The following is a 19,218-nucleotide window of genomic DNA, read 5'->3' as shown; positions in this document are numbered from 1 at the left end:
TCCTCAAGACCGGCGTCCTCAAGCTCCGCGTCCTGGGACCGCGTGTCGGCCGGGGGCGGCTCGGGGAGCTCCTCGGTGTCCGGGGGCGAAGGCGGGAGGGCGTCGGGGTCGGCGGGCGGGGCCGGCTCGGCTTCCGCCGGTGGGGCGCCGCGCTGGGCGAGGGAACCGGGGAGGGTCATCCAGGTGGGCAGCGGCGGCTCCGAGTCGGGCGAGCGCCGGGGGTTGGGCAACGGGTTGTCGTCAGTCATGGGATGGTTTCTCCGCGGATTCCTCGTAGTCGTCCCCCACCGCGACGTCGCCGTCGTCGGAGCCCGTCCAGGTCACGTGGAGGTCTCCCAGCGGCTCGATCTGCTCGAAGGTCACCGCGGACTCCCTGAACAGCTCCAGCACGGCCAGGAACCGGGCGATGACCTCGAAGGTCCCCTCGCAGTCGGCCACCAGCGCGCGGAAGGTGGCGCGCCGCAGCCGGCGCAGGTGCATGACCAGGATGGCCGCCTGCTCCTTGACGCTGGCCAGCGGCTGGTAGATGTGCCCCACGTTGACGGTGGGAGGCAGTTTCGGGGTGAAGGCCCTGGCGGCGATGCGGGCGAGCTGCTCGGGCCCGATGCCGAGGATGAGCTCGGGCAGGAGGTTGGCGAACTGCTCCTCCATCGGCACGGTACGGGGAAAGCGCAGCGCCTCCTCCGCCATCCGCCCGGCGAAGACCTTGGCCACCTCTTTGTACGCTTTGTACTGCAGCAGCCGCGCGAACAGCAGGTCCCTGGCCTCCAGCAGCGCCAGGTCCTCTTCGTCCTCCACCTCGCCCGTGGGCAGCAGCCGGGCCGCCTTCAGGTCGAGCAGGGTGGCCGCGACCAGCAGGAAGTGGCTGGTCTGGTCGAGGTCCCACTCGGGCCCCCGCGACTTGATGTAGGCGATGAACTCGTCGGTGACCTGGGAGAGCGAGACCTCGGTGATGTCGAGCTTGTGCTTGGCGATGAGGCCGAGGAGCAGGTCGAAGGGCCCCTCGAAGACGTCCAGGTGGACCTGGAAGCCCTGGGGCTCGGTCTGCTCTGCGGTCACCTGGCCATTGTCGCAGGCGCCGGCCAGCGCGAGAGCACTTCGCGGGCCAGCTCACGGTAGGCGTTGGCGCCCAGGGACGACGGGTCGAACGTGGTGATGGGCTCGCCGGCCACCGTCGCGTCGGGGAAGCGCACGGTGCGGTTGATCACCGTGTGGAAGACCTTGTCGCCGAACGCCTCCACCACGCGGGCCAGCACCTCGCGGCCGTGCAGGGTGCGCGCGTCGTACATGGTGGCGAGCAGGCCCTCGATCTCGAGCTCCTCGTTGAGCCGCTCCTGGACCTTGGAGATGGTGTCCATGAGCAGCGCCACGCCGCGCAGCGCGAAGAACTCGCACTCCAGCGGCACCATGACGCCGTGGGCGCAGGTCAGCGCGTTGATGGTGAGCAGGCCCAGCGACGGCTGGCAGTCGATGAGGCAGACGTCGTAGTGCGGCAGCAGCGGCTTGATGACGCGGCCGAGCACCTGCTCGCGGGCGACCTCGGTGACGAGCTGCACCTCGGCCGCGGACAGGTCGATGTTGCTGGGCAGCAGGTCGAGACCCTCGACGCCGGTCTGGAGCAGCACTTCCTCGGCGGTGACGCCGCGCTCCATGAGCAGGTTGTAGACGGTCAGGTCGAGCTGGAGCGGGTTGATGCCCAGGCCGACGGAGAGCGCCCCCTGCGGGTCGAAGTCGACCAGCAGCACCTTGAGGCCGTATTCGACGAGCGCGGCCCCCAGGTTGATGGTGGTCGTGGTCTTGCCGACGCCACCCTTCTGGTTGACCATCGCGACCACGCGCGCCGGACCGTGCACGGCGGGGGGCACCGGCTCCGGGAACACCGGCCGGGGCCGCTGCGTCGGGCCCAGGTTGACGCCGTTGGAAGGCGCGTTGGTCTTCGTGTCACCCCAGGGGTTGTCGGGGGTCCCCGGGGTCGAACCCTTGGTCTCCACAGTCACCAGCTCGAACCTCCCTGACGATCCCGAACCGGACCGTCCGGACGGACACTATGGCGTCACCACTTAACGCTGCAAGGCGGCACGCCGTGGTCGGCGCACGTCCCAAAAGACTATAGATCACTGCCGGGCGCGTGGATGCGCCGCGGCGTAGACCTCGCGGAGTTTGTCGACCGTGACCAGCGTGTAGACCTGAGTGGTCGTCACGGAGGCGTGCCCGAGCAACTCCTGTACCACCCTAACGTCAGCGCCGCCGTCCAAAAGGTGAGTTGCGAAGGAATGCCGGAGTACGTGGGGGCTTATCCCGTCGAGTCCGGCGCGTTCGGCGGCGGCCTGCAGCACCTCCCAGGCGCCCTGCCTGGTCAGCCGCCCGCCGCGGGCGTTGAGGAAGACGGCGGGGGTGCCGCGTCCGTGGGAGAGCAGCCCGGGACGGGCTCGTACGAGGTAGGCGTCCAGCGCGGAGCGCGCGTAGCGCCCCAGGGGCACGACGCGGGTGCGGTTGCCCTTGCCGCGCAGCCGCACATGGTCGTCCTCCAGGTCGTCCACGGCCAGGCCGACGGCCTCGGAGATGCGGGCGCCGGTGCCGTACAGGACCTCCAGGAGGGCGCGGTTGCGCAGGGTGAGGGGGGCGCCGTCGGGACCGGAGGCGGCGATGAGGCGCTCGACCTCGGCCACCCCGATGGCCTTGGGCAGCCTGCGGAGCTGGCGGGGCGGGCGCACCTGGTGGGCGGGGTCGTGGGCCGTGACGCCTTCGCGCAGCGCGAAACGGTGCAGCCCGCGCACGGCTGAGACGGCGCGGGCCGCGGAGCTGGCCACGAGGGCGGGATGCTCGCCGTCGCCCTCGCGCAGCGCGGCGAGGAAGGCCAGCACGTCGGCCTCCCCCACCTGGTCGAGCTCCAGGCGCCCGCGTGCCTGGAGGTGCTCGAAGTATCGGCGCAGGTCACGGCGGTAGGACGCGAGCGTGTTGGCAGCCAGGCCCCGTTCCACCGCCAGGTGGGCGAGGTAGCTGGAGAGCACTGCCTCCACGAACTGGTCCTTCCCTCACGCCTCCGGGGCGTCGGCCGGGCGCAGCAGGGCGTGCCCCTCGACCGAAGCCGCATATGCGGCGAGGATACCGGCCACGGTCGAGGAATTGTGGATCATTCCCATGAGTGCCTTCTCGACCGCGTCGGCCAGAGGGACCCATTCGACCGGCATGTCGATCTCCTCGTGCCGGTGCTCGAAGCCGTTCTCCTCGTCGGGGATCTTGCTCAGGCCGCGCGCGAGGAACACGCGGACGCGCTCGTCGGTCATGCCGGGCGAGGAGCGCAGGTCGAGCAGGGTGTACCAGGTGTCGGCCCGGTATCCGGCCTCCTCGGCCAGCTCGCGCGCGGCGGTGGCGGCCAGCGGTTCGCCCGCCACGTCGCGGATCCCGGCGGGCAGCTCCCACATCAGGTGGCGGGTGGGGTGGCGGTACTGCCTGATCATCAGGACGCGGTCCTGCTCGTCGAGGGCGACCACCGCGACGGCTCCCGGGTGGACGACGTAGTCGCGCTCGGCGACCTCGTCACGCGGCATCGCGACGGTGTCGGTCACCACCTCGATGACGTGACCCTTGAACCGGTGCTTCGTGCCGACGACCTCCCACGCCTCGGGCGTGTCCTCGATCCTCACGGGCCCACCTTCGCGGCCACGCGGCTGTCGGCGTAGACCAGGGCCGCGTTGACGAGCCCCTTGAACATCGGGTTGGCCCGGGTGGGCCGGGAGCGGAACTCGGGGTGGGCCTGGGTGCCGATGAAGAACGGGTGCACGTCGATGGGCAGCTCGGTGTACTCGACCAGGCGGCCGTCGGGCGACAGGCCCGAGAAGACCAGGCCGACTTTCTCCAGCTTGTCGCGGTAGGCGTTGTTGACCTCGTAGCGGTGACGGTGGCGCTCGTCGGCCTTGGCCTTGCCGCCGTAGAGCCGGCGGGCCAGGGTGTTCTCGCCGAGCTTGGCGGTGTAGCTGCCCAGGCGCATGGTGCCGCCCATGTCGCGCTCGCCGGCGACGACGTCCTCCTGGTCGGCCATGGTGGAGATGACGGGGTGCTTGGTGTCGGGGTCGAACTCGGCGGAGTTGGCGTCCTCGATGCCGGCCAGGTTGCGGGCGGCCTCGATGACCATGCCCTGCATGCCGAGGCAGATGCCGAGCAGCGGGATCTTGTTCTCGCGGGCGTGGCGGATGGCGCCGATCTTGCCCTCGATGCCGCGCACGCCGAAGCCGCCGGGGATGAGCACGCCGTCCACGCCGTCGAGCTCGCGCTCGGCGCCCTCGGGGGTCTCGCAGTCGTCGCTCTTGACCCAGCGGATGTTGACGCGGGCGTCGTTGGCGAACCCGCCGGCGCGCAGCGCCTCGGTGACCGACAGGTAGGCGTCGGGCAGGTCGATGTACTTGCCGACCAGCGCGATCGTGACCTCCTTGGCCGGCCGGTGCACGCGGCGCAGGAGCTGCTCCCACTCCTTCCAGTCCACGTCGCGGAAGGGCAGGCCGAGGCGGCGCACGACGTAGGCGTCGAGGCCCTCGGAGTGCAGCACCTTGGGGATGTCGTAGATCGAGGCGGCGTCGACGGCGGAGACGACGGCGTCCTCGTCGACGTCGCACATGAGGCTGATCTTGCGCTTGATGGCGGTCTGCACCGGCCGGTCGGAGCGCAGCACGATCGCGTCGGGCTGGATGCCGATGCTGCGCAGCGCCGAGACGCTGTGCTGGGTGGGCTTGGTCTTCAGCTCGCCGGAGGGCCCGATGTACGGCAGCAGCGAGACGTGCAGGAAGAACACGTTGTCGCGCCCGACCTCGTGCCGGATCTGCCGCACGGCCTCCAGGAACGGCAGCGACTCGATGTCGCCGACCGTGCCGCCGACCTCGGTGATGACGACGTCCACGTCGGGGCCGGCCATCCCGCGGATCCGGTCCTTGATCTCGTTGGTGATGTGCGGGATGACCTGGACGGTGTCGCCCAGGTATTCGCCCCGCCGCTCCTTGGCGATGACGTTGGAGTAGACCTGGCCGGTGGTGACGTTGGCCGAGCCGTGCAGGTCGGTGTCGAGGAAGCGCTCGTAGTGGCCGACGTCGAGGTCGGTCTCGGCGCCGTCGTCGGTGACGAAGACCTCTCCGTGCTGGAACGGGTTCATCGTGCCGGGGTCGACGTTGAGGTAAGGGTCGAGCTTCTGCATGGTGACCCTGAGGCCGCGCCCTTTGAGCAGGCGACCGAGGCTGGATGCCGTGAGCCCCTTGCCGAGACTGGAGGCGACACCGCCGGTGACGAACAGATGCTTGGTTTGCGATGCGCTGCGCAAAGGGGCTCCCGTGGCTCGAGGTGTGGTCGAAGTGTCCACGGGCTCTCAGGATATCAAACAACGCCCCTCACATGCCTGAACGGCATGACCTAGCGGTAACTTTGGTCCCTATGTCAGTAGTTCGGCGGGCATTTGGCACGTTGATTCACCGTGCCTACACGGCGATCCGCCACGCCGGCGCGATCACTCCGGCCAGCCCCGCCGGTTATCGATTCCGCCGTTTCGGCGACGGCGCCAGCATCGCCTTCCCTCCCGGCGCGATCTTCGGGGAGCCGTGGATCGAGATCGGCGACCACACGCTCATCGGGGAGCGGGTGTCGATCTCGTGCGGCATGGTGCCGGGGCCGGACCTCGGCCCCGGCTCGATCCTGCGCATCGGCGCCGGCTGCTCGATCGGCCGGGGCAGCCACATCGTCGCCCACCAGTCGATCGACATCGGCGACGACGTCTTCACCGGCCCGTACGTCTACATCACCGACCAGAACCACGTCTACGACGACCCGGACATCCCCATCGGCAGGCAGTGGCCGCGCAACAGCCCGGTCTCGATCGGGTCGGGCTCGTGGCTGGGCGCCGGCGCGATCATCCTGCCCGGCACCACGCTGGGCCGGCAGTGCGTGGTGGCGGGCGGCGCGGTGGTGCGCGGGGAGTTCCCCGACCACAGCGTGGTGGCGGGGGTCCCGGCCAAGCGGGTACGCGGCTACACGCCCGGGCGCGGCTGGCACACCCCGGTCGCCCTGGACACGCTCTCCTGAGCCGCCCGCCGCCTCCCCGCTCCCCCGAGCCTCCCCGCTCCCCCGAACCTCCCCGCTCCCCCGAACCTCCCCGCCCCCCTGACCGTCCCCCGCGCCCCCTGAGCGGCCCGCCGCCTCCTTTCGAGGCCGGCGATGGGCAGGGATGGACCGAACAAGGTTCTGACGGTTAGCGTCATTGCATGCGGACCGCCATATGTCAGCGTTTGGGGATCGAGATCCCGTTGTTCGCCTTCAGCCACTGCCGCGACGTGGTGGCCGCCGTCACGAACGCGGGCGGGTTCGGGGTGCTGGGCGCGGTCGCGTACACGCCGCAGCAGCTCGACACGGAGCTGACCCGGCTGGACGAGCAGGTGGCCGGCCGGCCGTACGGCGTGGACGTGCTCGTGCCGGGCAAGGTGGACGACTCCGTCCTCGACCGGCGCATGCACCTCATGGAGTCCGTGCCCGACCGGCACCGGGACTTCGTCACCCACCTGCTGTCCAAGTACGGCGTCAGCGCCACCGGCAGGCCGTTGACGGCGACGGCCGACGAGTTCGGCAGGCGGATGACGGCGAGCGGGGCGACGGGGCTGATCGAGGTGGCGCTCAAGCACCGCATCGGGCTGATCGCCAGCGCGCTGGGCCCGCCGCCGCCCGAGATGGTGACCGCGGCCAGGGAGGCCGGCGTGCCGGTGGCCGCGCTGGTCGGCACCGTCGAGCACGCCCGCAGGCAGGTGGCGGCGGGCGCGGACCTCATCGTGGCGCAGGGCACGGAGGCGGGCGGGCACACCGGCGAGGTCTCCACGATGGTGCTGGTGCCGCAGGTCGTGGACGCGGTCGCGCCCGTCCCCGTGCTGGCGGCGGGCGGCATCGCGTCCGGGCGGCAGATGGCGGCCGCCATGGCGCTCGGGGCCCAGGGCGTGTGGTGCGGCTCGATCTGGCTGACGACCGAGGAGGCCGAGACCTCGCCCGCGATCAGGCGCAAGCTGCTGGCGGCCTCGTCGCTGGACACGGTCAGGTCCCGCTCCCGTACGGGCAAGCCCGCCAGGCAGCTCAAGTCGGCCTGGACCGAGGAGTGGGACTCCGGCCAGGAGAGCCCGGGGCCGCTGGGGATGCCGCTGCAGATGCTGGTGGCCGAGGGCGCGATGGCGCGCATCGGGGCGGCGGCGGAGAAGGGCGAGCCGGGGGCGCTGGAGCTGCTCACCTACTACGTCGGGCAGGTCGTGGGCCAGCTCGACCGGGTCAGGCCCGCCAAGGACGTGGTCCACGACCTGCTCGGCGAGTTCGGCGAGGCGGTCGAACGCCTGCGCCGCCTCTCGGACCGCTGACGGCCGTCGCGGGAGTGGTCACGGTCCTCGCGAAGGGGCGGACGGTCGCGGAAGTGGTGGCGGTCGTCGCGGAGGCGGCCGGGTGCGTACCGGCTGTCGGAATGGCCGCGTTCAGGCGGTAACCTGCGCCTGTGGTCGGGAAACCGCCTGAGCTGGAGCGCGGCACCGGCGTTCCCGCGCACGTGCAGATCGAGCGCTGGCTGCTCGCCTCGATCGCCGGCGGCGAGCTGGCGCCGGGCGACCGGCTGCCCGGCGAGCGGGAGCTGGCCGGGCGGCTCGGCGTGAGCCGGATGACGCTCAGGCAGGCGCTGGCCACCCTGGAACGCGACGGGGTGCTGCTGCGGGTGCCGGGCCGGTCGGGCGGCGCGTTCGTCGCCGAGCCGCCGGCCGAGCCGCGGATCGAGTGCGACCTGACGGGGCTGGCCGGGTTCACCGAGCAGATGCGCCGCGCCCACCTGCGGGCCGGGGCGCGGATCCTGACGGCCGCCACGGTGCCCGCGCCCGCCGCCGCGGCTGTGGCGCTCGGCGTCGCGGCGGGCGCGCCGGTGCACGAGGTGGCGCGGGTGCGCTCGGCGGGCCGGTCGCCGGTGGTGCTGGAGCGCTCCTACTTCCCGCTCCTGCCGGGCCTGCTCGACGAGGATCTCACCGGTTCCCTGTACGACCTCCTGGCCACCCGGTACGCCCTGGAGCCGCGCACCGCGGTCGAGCACCTCGACCCGGTGATCGCCCAGCCGGCCGAGGCCGCGGAGCTGGGCATCGCGCCCGGCACGCCGCTCATGCTGATCGAGCGCACCGCGTACGCCGCGGACGGCACGCCCGTGGAGTACGCCCTCGACCTGTTCCGCCCCGACCGGGTCCGCATCTCGGTGCGCAGCGGCCCCGCCCGGTGACCTCGGGCGGTGTCAGGGCACCAGAGGGCTCTTGACCACGGCCCCCGGCACCCACCTGCCCTCGACCTCGACCTCCACCCGCGCCCCCGGCTCCGCCTCCAGGTAGGCGTAGGCGATGGACTCGCGGGCGGTGTAGCCGTAGCCGCCCGAGGTGACCCTGGCCACCACCTTCCCGTCGAGGCGCACCGGCTCGTTGCCGAGCGCGACCGCGCGGGGGTCGGCCAGCGTCAGGCAGCGCAGCCTGCGCCGGGGCGCCGGGTCGAGGGCGTCCTTGCCGAGGAAGTCCTTGTCGGTCTTGACGCAGAAGCCGAGCCCGGCCTCGTACGGCGTCGTCTCGGGCCCGATGTCGGCGCCCCACACCCGGTAGCCCTTCTCCAGCCGCAGGCTGTCGATGGCGCGGTAGCCGCCGGTCACCAGCCCCCACGGCTCCCCCGCCCGCCACAGCGTCTGCCACAGGGCCAGGCCGTACTCGCTGGAGCAGTACAGCTCCCACCCGTGCTCCCCGACGAACGTCACCCGCAGCGCCAGCACCGGCACGTCGCCGACGGTGAGCTCGCGCGCGGACATGAACGGGAAGTCCAGCGGGTCGGGTGTCAGCCCGGACAGCAGGTCGCGGGCGCGCGGCCCCCACAGGGCGAAGCAGGCGTACTGGCCGGTCACGTCGGCGATCCTGGCCGTCGATCCGGTCGCGGCGGCCTGCTTGCGCAGCCAGCCGAGGTCGTGGGAGCCGAACGCGGTCCCGGTGACGATGAGGAACTCCTCCTCGCCGCGCCGGGTCACGGTGAAGTCGCACTCGATGCCGCCGCGCCGGTTGAGCGCCTGGGTGTAGGTGACCGCACCGAGGTCGCGGGCCACCCGGTTGTCGCACACCCACTCCAGCAGCTCGGCGGCGCCCGGCCCGGTGACCTCGATCTTGGCGAACGAGCTCTCGTCGAACAGCCCGGCGGCCTCGCGCGTGGCCCGGTGCTCGGCCCCGATCGCGGACGACCACAGCCGGCCCGCCCACCCGTCCGGCCGCTCGTCCTCGCCGGGGAGCTCGTTGGAGGCGTAGTAGTTGACCCGCTCCCAGCCGGACTTCTCCCCGAAGACGGCCCCATGGCCGGCGTGCCAGCCGTAGGCGGGCGAGACCCGCAGGGGCCGCCCGGCCGAGCGTTCGTGGCCGGGGTAGCGGATGTCGTAGTACGTCTCGTAGTTCTCGACGGCCCGCTTGATCGTGTACGACGGCGAGCGGTACTGCCGTCCGAACCGGCGGATGTCCATGTGCCACAGGTCCATGCCGGGCTCGCCCTCGACGATCCACTCGGCCATGACCTTGCCGATGCCGCCCGCGCCGGCGATGCCGTGGGCGCAGAACCCGGCCGCCACGAAGAACCCGGCCACCTCCGTCTCCCCCAGGCAGAACTCGTTGTCCGGGGTGAACGCCTCGGGCCCATTGATCATCTTGCGGATGCCCACGTCGGTCAGCGCGGGCACGCGCACCAGCGAGTTCTCGGAGATCTCCGCGAACCTGGGCCAGTCCTCGGGGAGCAGGCGGCCGTTGAAGTCGGGCGGGACGGCGTCGAAGGCGTCGGCAGCGGCCGTCCAGGGGGCGCAGGTGCGCTCGTACCCGCCCATGACCAGGCCCCGCACCTCCTGGCGGTAGTAGACGAGCAGGTCGGGGTCGCGCAGCGTGGGCAGGCCGGCGTGGTCGTGGAAGGCGTCGGTGACGACGTACTGGTGCGACATGGGCACGATCGGGATGCGCACGCCGGCCATGCGGCCGATCTCGGCGGCGAACATGCCGCCGCAGTTGACCACGATCTCGCAGTCGATGTCGCCCTGGTCGGTGCGCACGCCGGTGACGCGGCCGCGTGCGACCCTGACGCCGAGCACGCGGGTGCGGGTGCGCAGCGTCGCACCGCCCTCGCGGGCGCGGGTGGCCAGCGCGTAGCAGAGCTGGGAGGGGTCGATCTGGCCGTCGGTCGGCAGGTACGCCGCCCCGATCACCCCCTCGGGGTTCATCAGCGGGAACAGCTCGACGGCCTCGGCCACGGAGATCTCCTCCAGCGGCAGCCCGAACGTGCGCGCCCAGCCGATCTGGCGGCGGATCTCCACCATCCGCTCGGGCGTGGTGGCCAGCTTGATGCCGCCGCACTCGGTCCACCCGGCGTCGAGGGTGCGGTAGAGCTCGACGGAGTACTGGTTCATGCGGGTCAGGGTGGGGTCGGCGCGCAGCTGCCCGACGAGCCCGGCGGAGTGGAAGGTGGAGCCGCTGGTCAGCTCGTCCCGCTCCAGCAGGACGACGTCGCGCTCACCGAGCCGGGTGAGGTGGTAGGCGACGGACGCGCCGCCCACCCCGCCGCCGATGATCACGATCCGGGCCGAGTCGCTCATGGTCGCGAGGCTAACCCGGCGCGCCGTTAAAGGTCTAGACCGTTTAGGGCGGCGGAGCTAGCATCGAGCATGGCCGCGCCCGAGGTCCTCGATCGCATCCCCCTGCTGTCCGGCGTGCCCCGCTCCGTCGAGGAGCTGCCCGGCGGGCTCACCAACCACAACTACAAGGTCACCACGCCCGCGGGCGCGTACGTGGTGCGGGTGTGGGCCGGCAACGGGGCGCTGCTGGACATCGACAGGGACGCCGAGCACGCGAACACGATCGCGGCGGCCCGCGCCGGGGTCGGCGCGCCGGTGCACGCCTACCTGCCGGGGCTCGGGGTGCTGGTGGTGGGGTTCCTGCCCGGCCGCACGTTCACGCGGGACGACCTGCACGATCCGGCGAACCTGCCGCGCGTGGCGGAGGCGTGCCGGCGGCTGCACCGCGGGCCGCGGTTCGTCCGGGACTTCGACATGTTCGAGGTGCAGCGGCGCTATCTGGAGATCGTGCGCGAGCGGGGCTACCGGCTGCCGCCCCGCTACCTCGACTTCATGCCCGTCCTGCCCCGGCTCCGGGAATGCCTGGCCGTCAGGGCCGAGGGGACCGTTCCGTGCAACAACGACCTGCTGCCCGGCAACATCCTCGACGACGGCCGGCGCCTGTGGCTGATCGACTACGAGTACGCGGGCAACAACGACGCCTGTTTCGAGCTGGGCAACATCTGGAGCGAGTCGGACCTGCCGCTGGAGCACCTGGAGGCGCTGGTCACCGCGTACTACGGCCGCCCGCTCCGCCACAAGATCGCCCGCGCGCGGCTGCTCGGCCTCATGTCCAAGTACGGCTGGACGCTCTGGGCCTCCATCCAGGACGGCGCCAACGAGACCATCGACTTCGACTTCTGGTCGTGGGGCATGGAGAAGTACGAGCGGGCGGTGGCCGAGTTCACCGGCCCCGCCCTGGCCTCCCTCATGGACGAGGCCGCCCGGCCGGACTGACCGGGGCGGCATGAGCAGGCGGGCCGATCAGGGCGGGGGCGCGGGCGGGCCGCACGGGGCGGGGACGGCGGGCAGACTGAGGGCATGCTCGCCGCACTGACCGGTCTGGGCCTGTCCACGGCCGCCGGGCTCAACGCCTACATCCCGCTCCTGGTCGTCGGCGTGCTCGCCAACCTCACCGACGCCGTCCGGCTGCCCGACGGCTACTCCTGGCTGTCGAACTGGGGCGTGCTGGCGGTGCTCGCGGTGCTGCTGGCCGCCGAGGTGGTGCTGGACAAGGTGCCCGCCGTCGACACCGTCAACGACGTGATCCAGACCGTGGTGCGCCCGGCCTCCGGCGGCGTGGTCTTCTCCGCCACCAGCGCCGCCGCCGAGTTCGAGAGCTCGGCGTGGATGGCCGAGCACCCGTGGGCCGGGTGGCTGCTGGGGATCGTGGTGGCGCTGGCCGTGCACGCGCTCAAGGCCGCCGCCCGCCCGGTGATCAACGCGGGCACGGCCGGGGTGGGCGCGCCGGTCGTGAGCACGGCCGAGGACGCCGGGTCGCTCGGGATGAGCCTGGTCGCCGTCTTCCTGCCCGTCCTGGTGATCGTCGTGCTGCCGCTGCTGGCGGTGGTGGCGTGGTGGCTGATCAGGCGGGTACGCCGCTTCCGCGCCCGCAGGCGGGCCGGGAATCACCCGCCAGGCTGACCCGGGCTCCGCCTCCGGGCTGATCCGCGGCCCCGGGCTCCGTGCGTACCGTGGAGCCCGTGGCGAACGGGCCTGTGAGCGTCACCCGTGGCCCCCGACCCTGGCACGCTCACACGGCCGGCGCCCGGCGGCGATCCCTCGCCGCCGGGCCCCTCGCCACCGCCCTCACTGCTCGCGCAGCAACCCTCGCAGTCGCGCGACCACCTCTGGCACAGCTTGCGCAGCCGTCCTCACTGCTCGCGCAGCCGTCCTCACTGCTCGCGCAGCAACCCTCGCAGTCGCGTGACCACCTCTCGCAGAGCTTGCGCAGCCGTCCTCACAGCTTGCGCAGCCAGCCCTCCAGCACCTGGACGAACTCCTCCGGCCGTTCCTCGTGCAGCCGGTGGCTCGCCCCCTCCCAGCACACGACCACGGACGCCGGGTCCTTGAGCAGCCCCGCCTCCCAGGCCGCCCGCCCGGGGTCGGCCCAGATCGACAACACCGGGCACCGCCTGCGGGCCAGGTAGTCGTCGCTGGCCGGCCGCACGCCGATGGCGTCCCGGCCGACGAACATGGCCTCGAACGCCTCGGCGAGGACGTGCGGCGGCATGCCGTACAGCCGGCGTTTGTGCCAGCGCCTGATGAGGGCGGGGGTGGCGGCGTTCGTGCACCACTCGTCGATCCGCTCGGCGACCTCGTGCGGGCGCTCGCCCCGCAGCCCCTCGATCATCCGGGGGAAGCCGCGCGCGATCTCGGCCGCCATGCCGTAGCCGGGGTCGAGGGCGGCCAGCGCCCGTACGCGCGCGGGATGCTCGACCGCGAGGATGGACACCACCTGCCCGCCCATGGAGTGCCCGATGGCCACCACCTGGGGGATGCCCAGGCGGCCGAGCAGCAGGTGCAGGTCCTCGGCCATCATGCGCGGCGTGTTGCCGGTCTCGGGGACCGAGGAGTAGCCGTGGCCGCGCAGGTCCACGGCGATCACGCGGTGGGCGGCGGCGAGCGCGTCGATGTGCCACGACCACTGGTGGGAGTCGGTCCCCCAGCCGTGGACGAGCAGCAGCGGCGGCAGGTGGCCGCGCTCCGTGCCGTCGTCGGTGTAGAAGAGCCGGACGCCCTCCCCGGCCTCCGCGTACGGCATCTACGCCTCCTCGGGTATCCGGGGCGGGGGCAGCAGGGAGCCCTCCCCCGCGGTCCAGCCGCCGTCGATGGCCAGCTCGGCGCCGTTGACGTACGAGGCGGCGTCGGACAGCAGGAACGCCACCGCCTCCGCGACCTCCTCGGCCTCGCCCCACCGCCCGATCGGCGCCAGCCCGAACGTGCCCTCACCCGACACCGCTCCGAGCGACTGCGTCATCGGGGTGACGATCATGCCGGGGTGCACGGAGTTCACCCGGATGCGGTCGCGCCCGAACTCCACCGCCGCGATCTTCGTCAGCCCGCGCACCCCCCACTTGGACGCCCCGTAGCCGCCCGTCATGGGCAGGGCGAACAGCCCGGCGACCGACGACAGGTTGACGATCGCGCCGCCGCCGGCCTCACGCATGGGCCCGACCACGGCCTTGAGCCCGAGGAAGGTGCCGACCAGGTTCACCTGGAGCACCCGCTGGAACTCCTCCAGCGGCTGATCCTCGATCCTCAGCATGGTGGCGACGCCGGCGTTGTTGACCAGGCCGTCGATGCGCCCGTACGCCTCCAGGGTCTCGGCGACCACCGTCGCCCAGGCGTCCTGGCTCGTCACGTCGTGCGCGATGAAGCGGGCGCCCAGGTCCTTGGCGGTGGCCGTACCCTCGTCCACCAGCACGTCGGTGAGCACGACCCGCGCGCCGGCCGCCGCGCAGCGCCGGCCGGTGGCCGCCCCCATGCCCCTGGCGCCGCCCGTGATGATCACAACCTTGCCATCCAGCACGGCATATGCCTTTCCTGGTGGTTCTGGAATCATGTGAACTGAAACACAACGCCCGGATCCGATCAAGAGTTTGCTTGGGCGGCGCGGGCGCGCCGGCACCGCTCCGGCCGACTATCCTTCAAGTCACCAACACCAACAGGGGGTGGCGAACATCGGCGAGTTCCTGGTCATCGTGCTGGTGATCCTGGCGTTCCTGCTGTTGCTGGGCGGCATCGGCATCTATCTGCTGGTCAAGCTGGGCAAGAAGGCCGCGGTGAAGGCCAAGGAGGCCACCGTCCGGCTCTCCACGCACGTCAACGCCATGGGCACGGGCGACGCCGCCGAGGTCGAGCGCCTCCGGCTCGACCTGCGCCGCGAGGTCTCCCTCACCCGCCAGGCCGTCGAGCAGGCCCAGCGCCAGGGCTGGGGCCTGGGAGACCTGCCGCACCTGCTGGCCGACCTCACGGCCCAGGCCGACGTGCACGACTCCCAGCTCGGCATGTACGCCCAGCAGCGCCGCGTGTCCCCGTACGTCGACCACGCCACGCTCGGCCGCCTGCGGGAGCACCAGGCCAAGCTGACGGCCATGTGCGCCCGCATCCGCGCCGACCTCCTCGGCGACCAGGTGCAGCACACCGCCACCGGCATCGCCGACCTCAGCTCCCGCACCGACCTGGAGATCGAGGCCCGCCGCCAGGCCCCCGTCGACCCCCTCGACCAGATCGACGAGCTCTACCGCCGCACGATGGAAGAACGCCGCACGGTGGAAGAACGCAAAGACCACCCCTGACGGCCCCCGCACGTGACACCACGAACGCGTCACGCGAAGTCCGTCGAGGAGGGCGCTTCCATGGGCACCGCCTGGCCGGAGTGGCTCAGTCCCGGCCCTCCCGGCGGGGCGTGAGGTGGCTCAGTCCCGGCCCTCCCGGCGGGGCGTGAGGTGGCTCAGCCGGCGCCCCAGTCGCGGTGCATGTGCGTGATCAGCTCCTGTTCCGTGGCGCCGCTGTTCGCCAGGGCCTTGATGGCGCGGGCCTGGGCGCCCGTCGGGAGGCGGCCCTCGATCAGGAGGGGCAGCGACTGGCAGCGCAGGAACACCTCCGAGGCGGAGATCCCGGACGGGCGGCGGGCCACCGACACGTTCACCCGCAGCGCGTGCTCGTTGCCCGGCGGCACGGCGGGCCGGTCGATCTCCACCGCGACGTAGCGGAAGCCGTTGGCCAGGTCACAGGGGCCGCAGCCGGCCGGGCCCCTGCTGAGCCTGCCGCCGCACTCCGGGCAGGTCAGGCGGTCGTACGCGGCGTCCACCACGCGCCAGAGATGCCGGTCGGGCTCGTCGACGACCATCTCGGCGACCTGGCGCTCCTCCTCGGGGCCGAGGACGCCGAACTCGCGCGCGACATAGGCCCGCCAGCCCTCCTCGACGATCTCGTCCACCAGCCGGGCGCACCGCGCGCACCCGGGCGCGCCCGCGGGCTCCCAGTGACCGCATTCCGGGCAGCGTCGCATGCCCCGCACCGTACAAGGACACTCCGCCCCGGTGCACCACGATATCCACCCGCCCCACCCCCCAGGCGCCCCGGCCAACGGCCCGGAGGCCGGGGCCCCTCGAGGGCCCCGCGAGGGTCCCGCGCGGCAACCGCCGGCCCCGCACCCCGACCGGCAGCCGCAGCCCCGACCAGCGGCCGGCCCTTGGCCGACCGTGCGGCCCGCCGACCGGGCCCGTGACCGGCCGTGCGGCCACCGGACCGCACGCCCGACGCTGACGTTGGTCGGGCGGGCCGGGGCCCGATGGCCGCATGGCGCGGCTTCGTGCGGGTGGGCGGGTCAGGAGGTGGTGGCGTTGTTGCGGGTGACGGCGCCCGTGGCGGCGTCGACCGCGACCTCGTGCTTGGTCCCGTCAGGCGTGACCACGTCGGCCTCCCACACGGTCTTGCCCTGCTCGGTGTCGAGGTTCAGCTCCGTGACGCGGCCCTCCGGCACCGCCGCGGCGATGGCGTCGGCGGCCTTGGCGTAGTCGAGCTTGGCCGCCGCGACGCGCTCGCGGTGCTTGGTCTTGTCCGCGGCGTCCTCCTCCTCGGTGGTGGGGCCGGTCACGACCTTGCCCGCCTCGACGTCCATCTGGTGCTCGGTGCCGTCTTTCCCGACGACCTGGACCTCCCACCGCGTGCCGCCCTCCTCGGTCTCGATCGAGATGAGGGTCGAGCCGGGCACGGCGGCCAGCGCGGCCTGGGCGGCCTGCTTCAGGTCGCCGGCCCCGGGCCTGCCCGGGGTGCCGGTGGCGCCGCCGGGCGGGGAGTCCGTCGGGCTGCCGGGCAGGGTGGCCGTGGGCGTGCCGATGGTGGGCGAGGACTGGACGGCCAGCCGCTCGGCCTCACGCAGCATGGTGCCGCAGCCGCCCGCGAGCACGGTCGCGCCGACCAGGGCACCGACGATCGTCTTGTTCATACCTGGACGCTGCCCACCAGAAGGAGGAGCATTCGCCCAGGTCAGAAGGCATAGCGACTATTGAACCCCCGCCTCGCGCATGTCGCGCAGCTCGCGCTTGAGCTCCTTGATCTCGTCGCGCAGCCGGGCGGCCACCTCGAACTGCAGATCGGCCGCCGACTGGTGCATCTGCTCGGTCAGCGACTCGATGAGGGACTCCATCTGGGCGCGCGGCATCTCGCCCGCGATGGCCTTGGCGTGCTGGCCGGCCTGGCGGGCGGCGAAGCCGGGCACCGGCGCCTTGCCCCGCGACTGCTGCCGGCCGGCGCCCATGAGCTGCTGGGTGTCGGCGTCCTCGCGGGTCAGCGAGTCGAGGATGTCGGCGATCTTCTTGCGCAGCGGCTGCGGGTCGATGCCGTTGGCCTCGTTGTAGGCGATCTGCTTGGCCCGGCGCCGGTTGGTCTCGTCGATCGCCCGCTCCATCGACGGGGTGACCTTGTCGGCGTACATGTGCACCTGGCCCGAGACGTTTCGGGCCGCGCGGCCGATGGTCTGGATCAGCGAGGTCTCCGAGCGCAGGAAGCCCTCCTTGTCGGCGTCGAGGATGGCCACCAGCGACACCTCGGGCAGGTCGAGGCCCTCGCGCAGCAGGTTGATGCCGACCAGCACGTCGAACTCGCCCGTGCGCAGCTCGCGCAGCAGCTCGATGCGGCGCAGGGTGTCGACCTCGCTGTGCAGGTAGCGGACCCGGATGCCCAGCTCCAGCAGGTAGTCGGTGAGGTCTTCGGCCATCTTCTTGGTCAGCGTGGTGACCAGGACGCGCTCGTCGCGGTCGGCCCGCTCGCGGATCTCGTGGACCAGGTCGTCGATCTGCCCCTTGGTGGGCTTGACCACGATCTCGGGGTCGACCAGGCCGGTCGGGCGGATGACCTGCTCGACCACGTCGCCCTTGACCCGCCCCAGCTCGTAGGGGCCGGGCGTGGCCGACAGGTAGACGGTCTGGCCGATGCGCTCCAGGAACTCCTCCCACTTCAGCGGCCGGTTGTCGAGCGCCGACGGCAGCCGGAAGCCGTGCTCGACCAGGGTGCGCTTGCGGGAGGCGTCGCCTTCGTACATCGCGCCGATCTGCGGCACGGTCTGGTGGGACTCGTCGAGCACCAGCAGGAAGTCTTCGGGGAAGTAGTCGAGCAGCGTGTTGGGCGCGCTGCCCGCGGGGCGGCCGTCCATGTGGCGCGAGTAGTTCTCGATGCCGGAGCAGGTGCCGATCTGGCGCATCATCTCGATGTCGTAGGTGGTGCGCATGCGCAGCCGCTGCGCCTCCAGCAGCTTGCCCTGCCGCTCCAGCTCGGCCAGCCGGTCGGCCAGCTCCGCCTCGATGCCCGCCACCGCCGTGGCCATGCGCTCCTCGCCGGCGACGTAGTGGGAGGCGGGGAAGATGTAGAGCTCTTCGTCCTCGGTGATGACCTCGCCGGTGAGCGGGTGCATGGTCGAGAGCTTCTCGATCTCGTCGCCGAACATCTCGATGCGCACGGCGAGCTCTTCGTATTTCGGGATGATCTCGATGGTGTCGCCGCGCACCCGGAACGTGCCCCGGGTGAAGGCCACGTCGTTGCGGGTGTACTGCATGTCGACCAGGCGGCGCAGGAGCTGGTCGCGGTCGATGTCCATGCCGACGCGCAGGCGGGTCATGCGGTCGACGTATTCCTGCGGGGTGCCCAGGCCGTAGATGCACGACACCGAGGCCACCACGATCGTGTCGCGGCGGGTGAGCAGCGAGTTGGTCGCCGAATGGCGCAGCCGCTCGACCTCGTCGTTGATCGAGGAGTCCTTCTCGATGTAGGTGTCGCTCTGCGGGACGTAGGCCTCCGGCTGGTAGTAGTCGTAGTAAGAGACGAAGTATTCGACCGCGTTGTTGGGCAGCATCTCGCGCAGCTCGTTGGCGAACTGCGCGGCGAGCGTCTTGTTGGGCTGCATGACCAGGGCGGGCCGCTGCAGGCGCTCGATCAGCCAGGCGATCGTGGCCGTCTTGCCGGTGCCGGTGGCGCCCAGCAGGACGCTGTCCTTCTCCCCGGCCTTGACGCGGCGCTCCAGCTCGGCGATGGCCGTCGGCTGGTCGCCCGATGGAGTCATCTCGGTGACGACCTCGAAGGGCGCCACCTTCCGCTGCAAATCAGTGACCGGTCGCATGCTCCCAATGTAGGCGGCCCGACCGACAGAATCGGTCAGGCCGGACGCTCGCCTATGCGCGGGAACGGCGTGGTGGAGAAGACCACCTCGACCGGCACCTCGAAGTATTCGGCGATGCGCAGCGCCAGGTGGAGGCTGGGGCTGTATTCGCCGCGTTCGAGATAGCCGATGGTCTGATAGTGCACCCCGAGGGCGTCCGAAAGCTGCCTGCGGGTCACGTTCCGCTCTGCGCGCAGCAGCGCGATGCGGTTGTAGACGGTCTCACTCATCGCCGCGTATCTTCTCAGCCGACGCGCCGGAGCACCCCGCTGACGGCGCATCTCCATCAGCGGGCCGTCCGGCGCAGGATCGGGAGCCGCCGGCACGGCCCGGCCACCGGCCCACGCGAGCAGCGCGACCGTCTCCGCGGCCCGGCCGCCGCGGCGGCGGCGGCGTTCCTCCCGAG

Annotated in this window: 18 protein-coding genes; 6 read left to right on the top strand and 12 right to left on the bottom strand. The window is 72.0% G+C overall.

The features are described 5' to 3' along the window. Nucleotides 1-240: 240 nt before the first annotated feature. The 5 genes from IO39_RS45815 to pyrG all read right to left on the bottom strand — a co-directional run bounded on the left by IO39_RS45815 (nucleotide 241) and on the right by pyrG (nucleotide 5,308). Complete coding sequence (locus IO39_RS45815; protein WP_043638916.1) at nucleotides 241-1,059, bottom strand: segregation and condensation protein A; 819 nt, start codon at nucleotides 1,057-1,059, stop codon at nucleotides 241-243. Next, a complete protein-coding gene (locus IO39_RS45810) occupies nucleotides 1,056-1,991 on the bottom strand; it encodes a ParA family protein (protein ID WP_439331512.1) in 936 nt (311 codons plus the stop codon). Before IO39_RS45810 ends, IO39_RS45815 begins: the two co-directional genes overlap by 4 nt. 123 nt (nucleotides 1,992-2,114) lie before the next feature. Continuing rightward, nucleotides 2,115-3,020, bottom strand: a complete 906-nt coding sequence (locus IO39_RS45805; protein ID WP_043638911.1) for a site-specific tyrosine recombinase XerD — start codon at nucleotides 3,018-3,020, stop codon at nucleotides 2,115-2,117. Between the two features lie 15 nt (nucleotides 3,021-3,035). Beyond that, a complete protein-coding gene (locus tag IO39_RS45800) occupies nucleotides 3,036-3,647 on the bottom strand; it encodes an NUDIX domain-containing protein (protein WP_043638907.1) in 612 nt (203 codons plus the stop codon). Continuing rightward, nucleotides 3,644-5,308: a CTP synthase gene (pyrG, locus tag IO39_RS45795; RefSeq protein ID WP_043638904.1), complete on the bottom strand. Its 1,665-nt coding sequence runs from the start codon at nucleotides 5,306-5,308 to the stop codon at nucleotides 3,644-3,646. Before pyrG ends, IO39_RS45800 begins: the two co-directional genes overlap by 4 nt. A 140-nt stretch (nucleotides 5,309-5,448) precedes the next feature. Between pyrG and IO39_RS45790 the strand changes: the two genes are divergently transcribed. The 3 genes from IO39_RS45790 (at nucleotide 5,449) to IO39_RS45780 (ending at nucleotide 8,260) form a co-directional block, all read left to right on the top strand. Beyond that, nucleotides 5,449-6,063, top strand: a complete 615-nt coding sequence (locus tag IO39_RS45790; protein WP_342671497.1) for an acyltransferase — start codon at nucleotides 5,449-5,451, stop codon at nucleotides 6,061-6,063. Nucleotides 6,064-6,242: 179 nt separating this feature from the next. Continuing rightward, a complete protein-coding gene (locus tag IO39_RS45785; RefSeq protein WP_043638899.1) occupies nucleotides 6,243-7,370 on the top strand; it encodes an NAD(P)H-dependent flavin oxidoreductase in 1,128 nt (375 codons plus the stop codon). Nucleotides 7,371-7,501: 131 nt separating this feature from the next. Beyond that, nucleotides 7,502-8,260, top strand: coding sequence for a GntR family transcriptional regulator (locus IO39_RS45780; protein ID WP_043638896.1), 759 nt, complete (start codon nucleotides 7,502-7,504; stop codon nucleotides 8,258-8,260). 12 nt (nucleotides 8,261-8,272) lie between these two features. Here the strand turns inward: IO39_RS45780 and IO39_RS45775 are convergent, their stop codons facing one another. Then, nucleotides 8,273-10,633: a GcvT family protein gene (locus IO39_RS45775; protein WP_043638892.1), complete on the bottom strand. Its 2,361-nt coding sequence runs from the start codon at nucleotides 10,631-10,633 to the stop codon at nucleotides 8,273-8,275. Nucleotides 10,634-10,702: 69 nt separating this feature from the next. Between IO39_RS45775 and IO39_RS45770 the strand changes: the two genes are divergently transcribed. Next, complete coding sequence (locus tag IO39_RS45770; protein WP_043638889.1) at nucleotides 10,703-11,608, top strand: choline kinase family protein; 906 nt, start codon at nucleotides 10,703-10,705, stop codon at nucleotides 11,606-11,608. 84 nt (nucleotides 11,609-11,692) lie between these two features. Beyond that, entirely contained in the window at nucleotides 11,693-12,295 is a 603-nt protein-coding gene (locus tag IO39_RS45765; RefSeq protein WP_043638887.1) for a DUF4126 domain-containing protein, read from the top strand. Between the two features lie 316 nt (nucleotides 12,296-12,611). Here the strand turns inward: IO39_RS45765 and IO39_RS45760 are convergent, their stop codons facing one another. Both IO39_RS45760 and IO39_RS45755 read right to left on the bottom strand, forming a co-directional pair. Then, a complete protein-coding gene (locus IO39_RS45760; RefSeq protein ID WP_043638885.1) occupies nucleotides 12,612-13,415 on the bottom strand; it encodes an alpha/beta fold hydrolase in 804 nt (267 codons plus the stop codon). Continuing rightward, complete coding sequence (locus IO39_RS45755) at nucleotides 13,416-14,183, bottom strand: glucose 1-dehydrogenase (RefSeq protein ID WP_281200380.1); 768 nt, start codon at nucleotides 14,181-14,183, stop codon at nucleotides 13,416-13,418. A 142-nt stretch (nucleotides 14,184-14,325) separates the two neighbouring features. Here IO39_RS45755 and IO39_RS45750 point away from each other — a divergent pair, with 142 nt between their 5' ends. Beyond that, nucleotides 14,326-14,952, top strand: coding sequence for a hypothetical protein (locus IO39_RS45750; RefSeq protein WP_043638882.1), 627 nt, complete (start codon nucleotides 14,326-14,328; stop codon nucleotides 14,950-14,952). 155 nt (nucleotides 14,953-15,107) lie between these two features. Here the strand turns inward: IO39_RS45750 and IO39_RS45745 are convergent, their stop codons facing one another. From IO39_RS45745 to IO39_RS45730, 4 genes are all read right to left on the bottom strand, one after another. Beyond that, nucleotides 15,108-15,668 (bottom strand): hypothetical protein, encoded by a 561-nt coding sequence (locus IO39_RS45745; protein ID WP_084774624.1) that lies wholly within the window; start codon nucleotides 15,666-15,668, stop codon nucleotides 15,108-15,110. Between the two features lie 318 nt (nucleotides 15,669-15,986). Then, nucleotides 15,987-16,607, bottom strand: coding sequence for a PepSY domain-containing protein (locus IO39_RS45740; protein WP_052424214.1), 621 nt, complete (start codon nucleotides 16,605-16,607; stop codon nucleotides 15,987-15,989). A 57-nt stretch (nucleotides 16,608-16,664) separates the two neighbouring features. Beyond that, nucleotides 16,665-18,773, bottom strand: a complete 2,109-nt coding sequence (gene uvrB, locus IO39_RS45735) for an excinuclease ABC subunit UvrB (protein WP_043638876.1) — start codon at nucleotides 18,771-18,773, stop codon at nucleotides 16,665-16,667. A gap of 35 nt (nucleotides 18,774-18,808) precedes the next feature. Continuing rightward, complete coding sequence (locus tag IO39_RS45730; protein WP_043638874.1) at nucleotides 18,809-19,042, bottom strand: helix-turn-helix transcriptional regulator; 234 nt, start codon at nucleotides 19,040-19,042, stop codon at nucleotides 18,809-18,811. Nucleotides 19,043-19,218: the final 176 nt, after the last annotated feature.

Source organism: Nonomuraea candida (genome assembly GCF_000725485.1).
GTDB lineage: Bacteria > Actinomycetota > Actinomycetes > Streptosporangiales > Streptosporangiaceae > Nonomuraea > Nonomuraea candida.
Note: the sequence above shows the minus strand (reverse complement) of the source record. Positions and strands in the feature narration are given on the sequence as shown.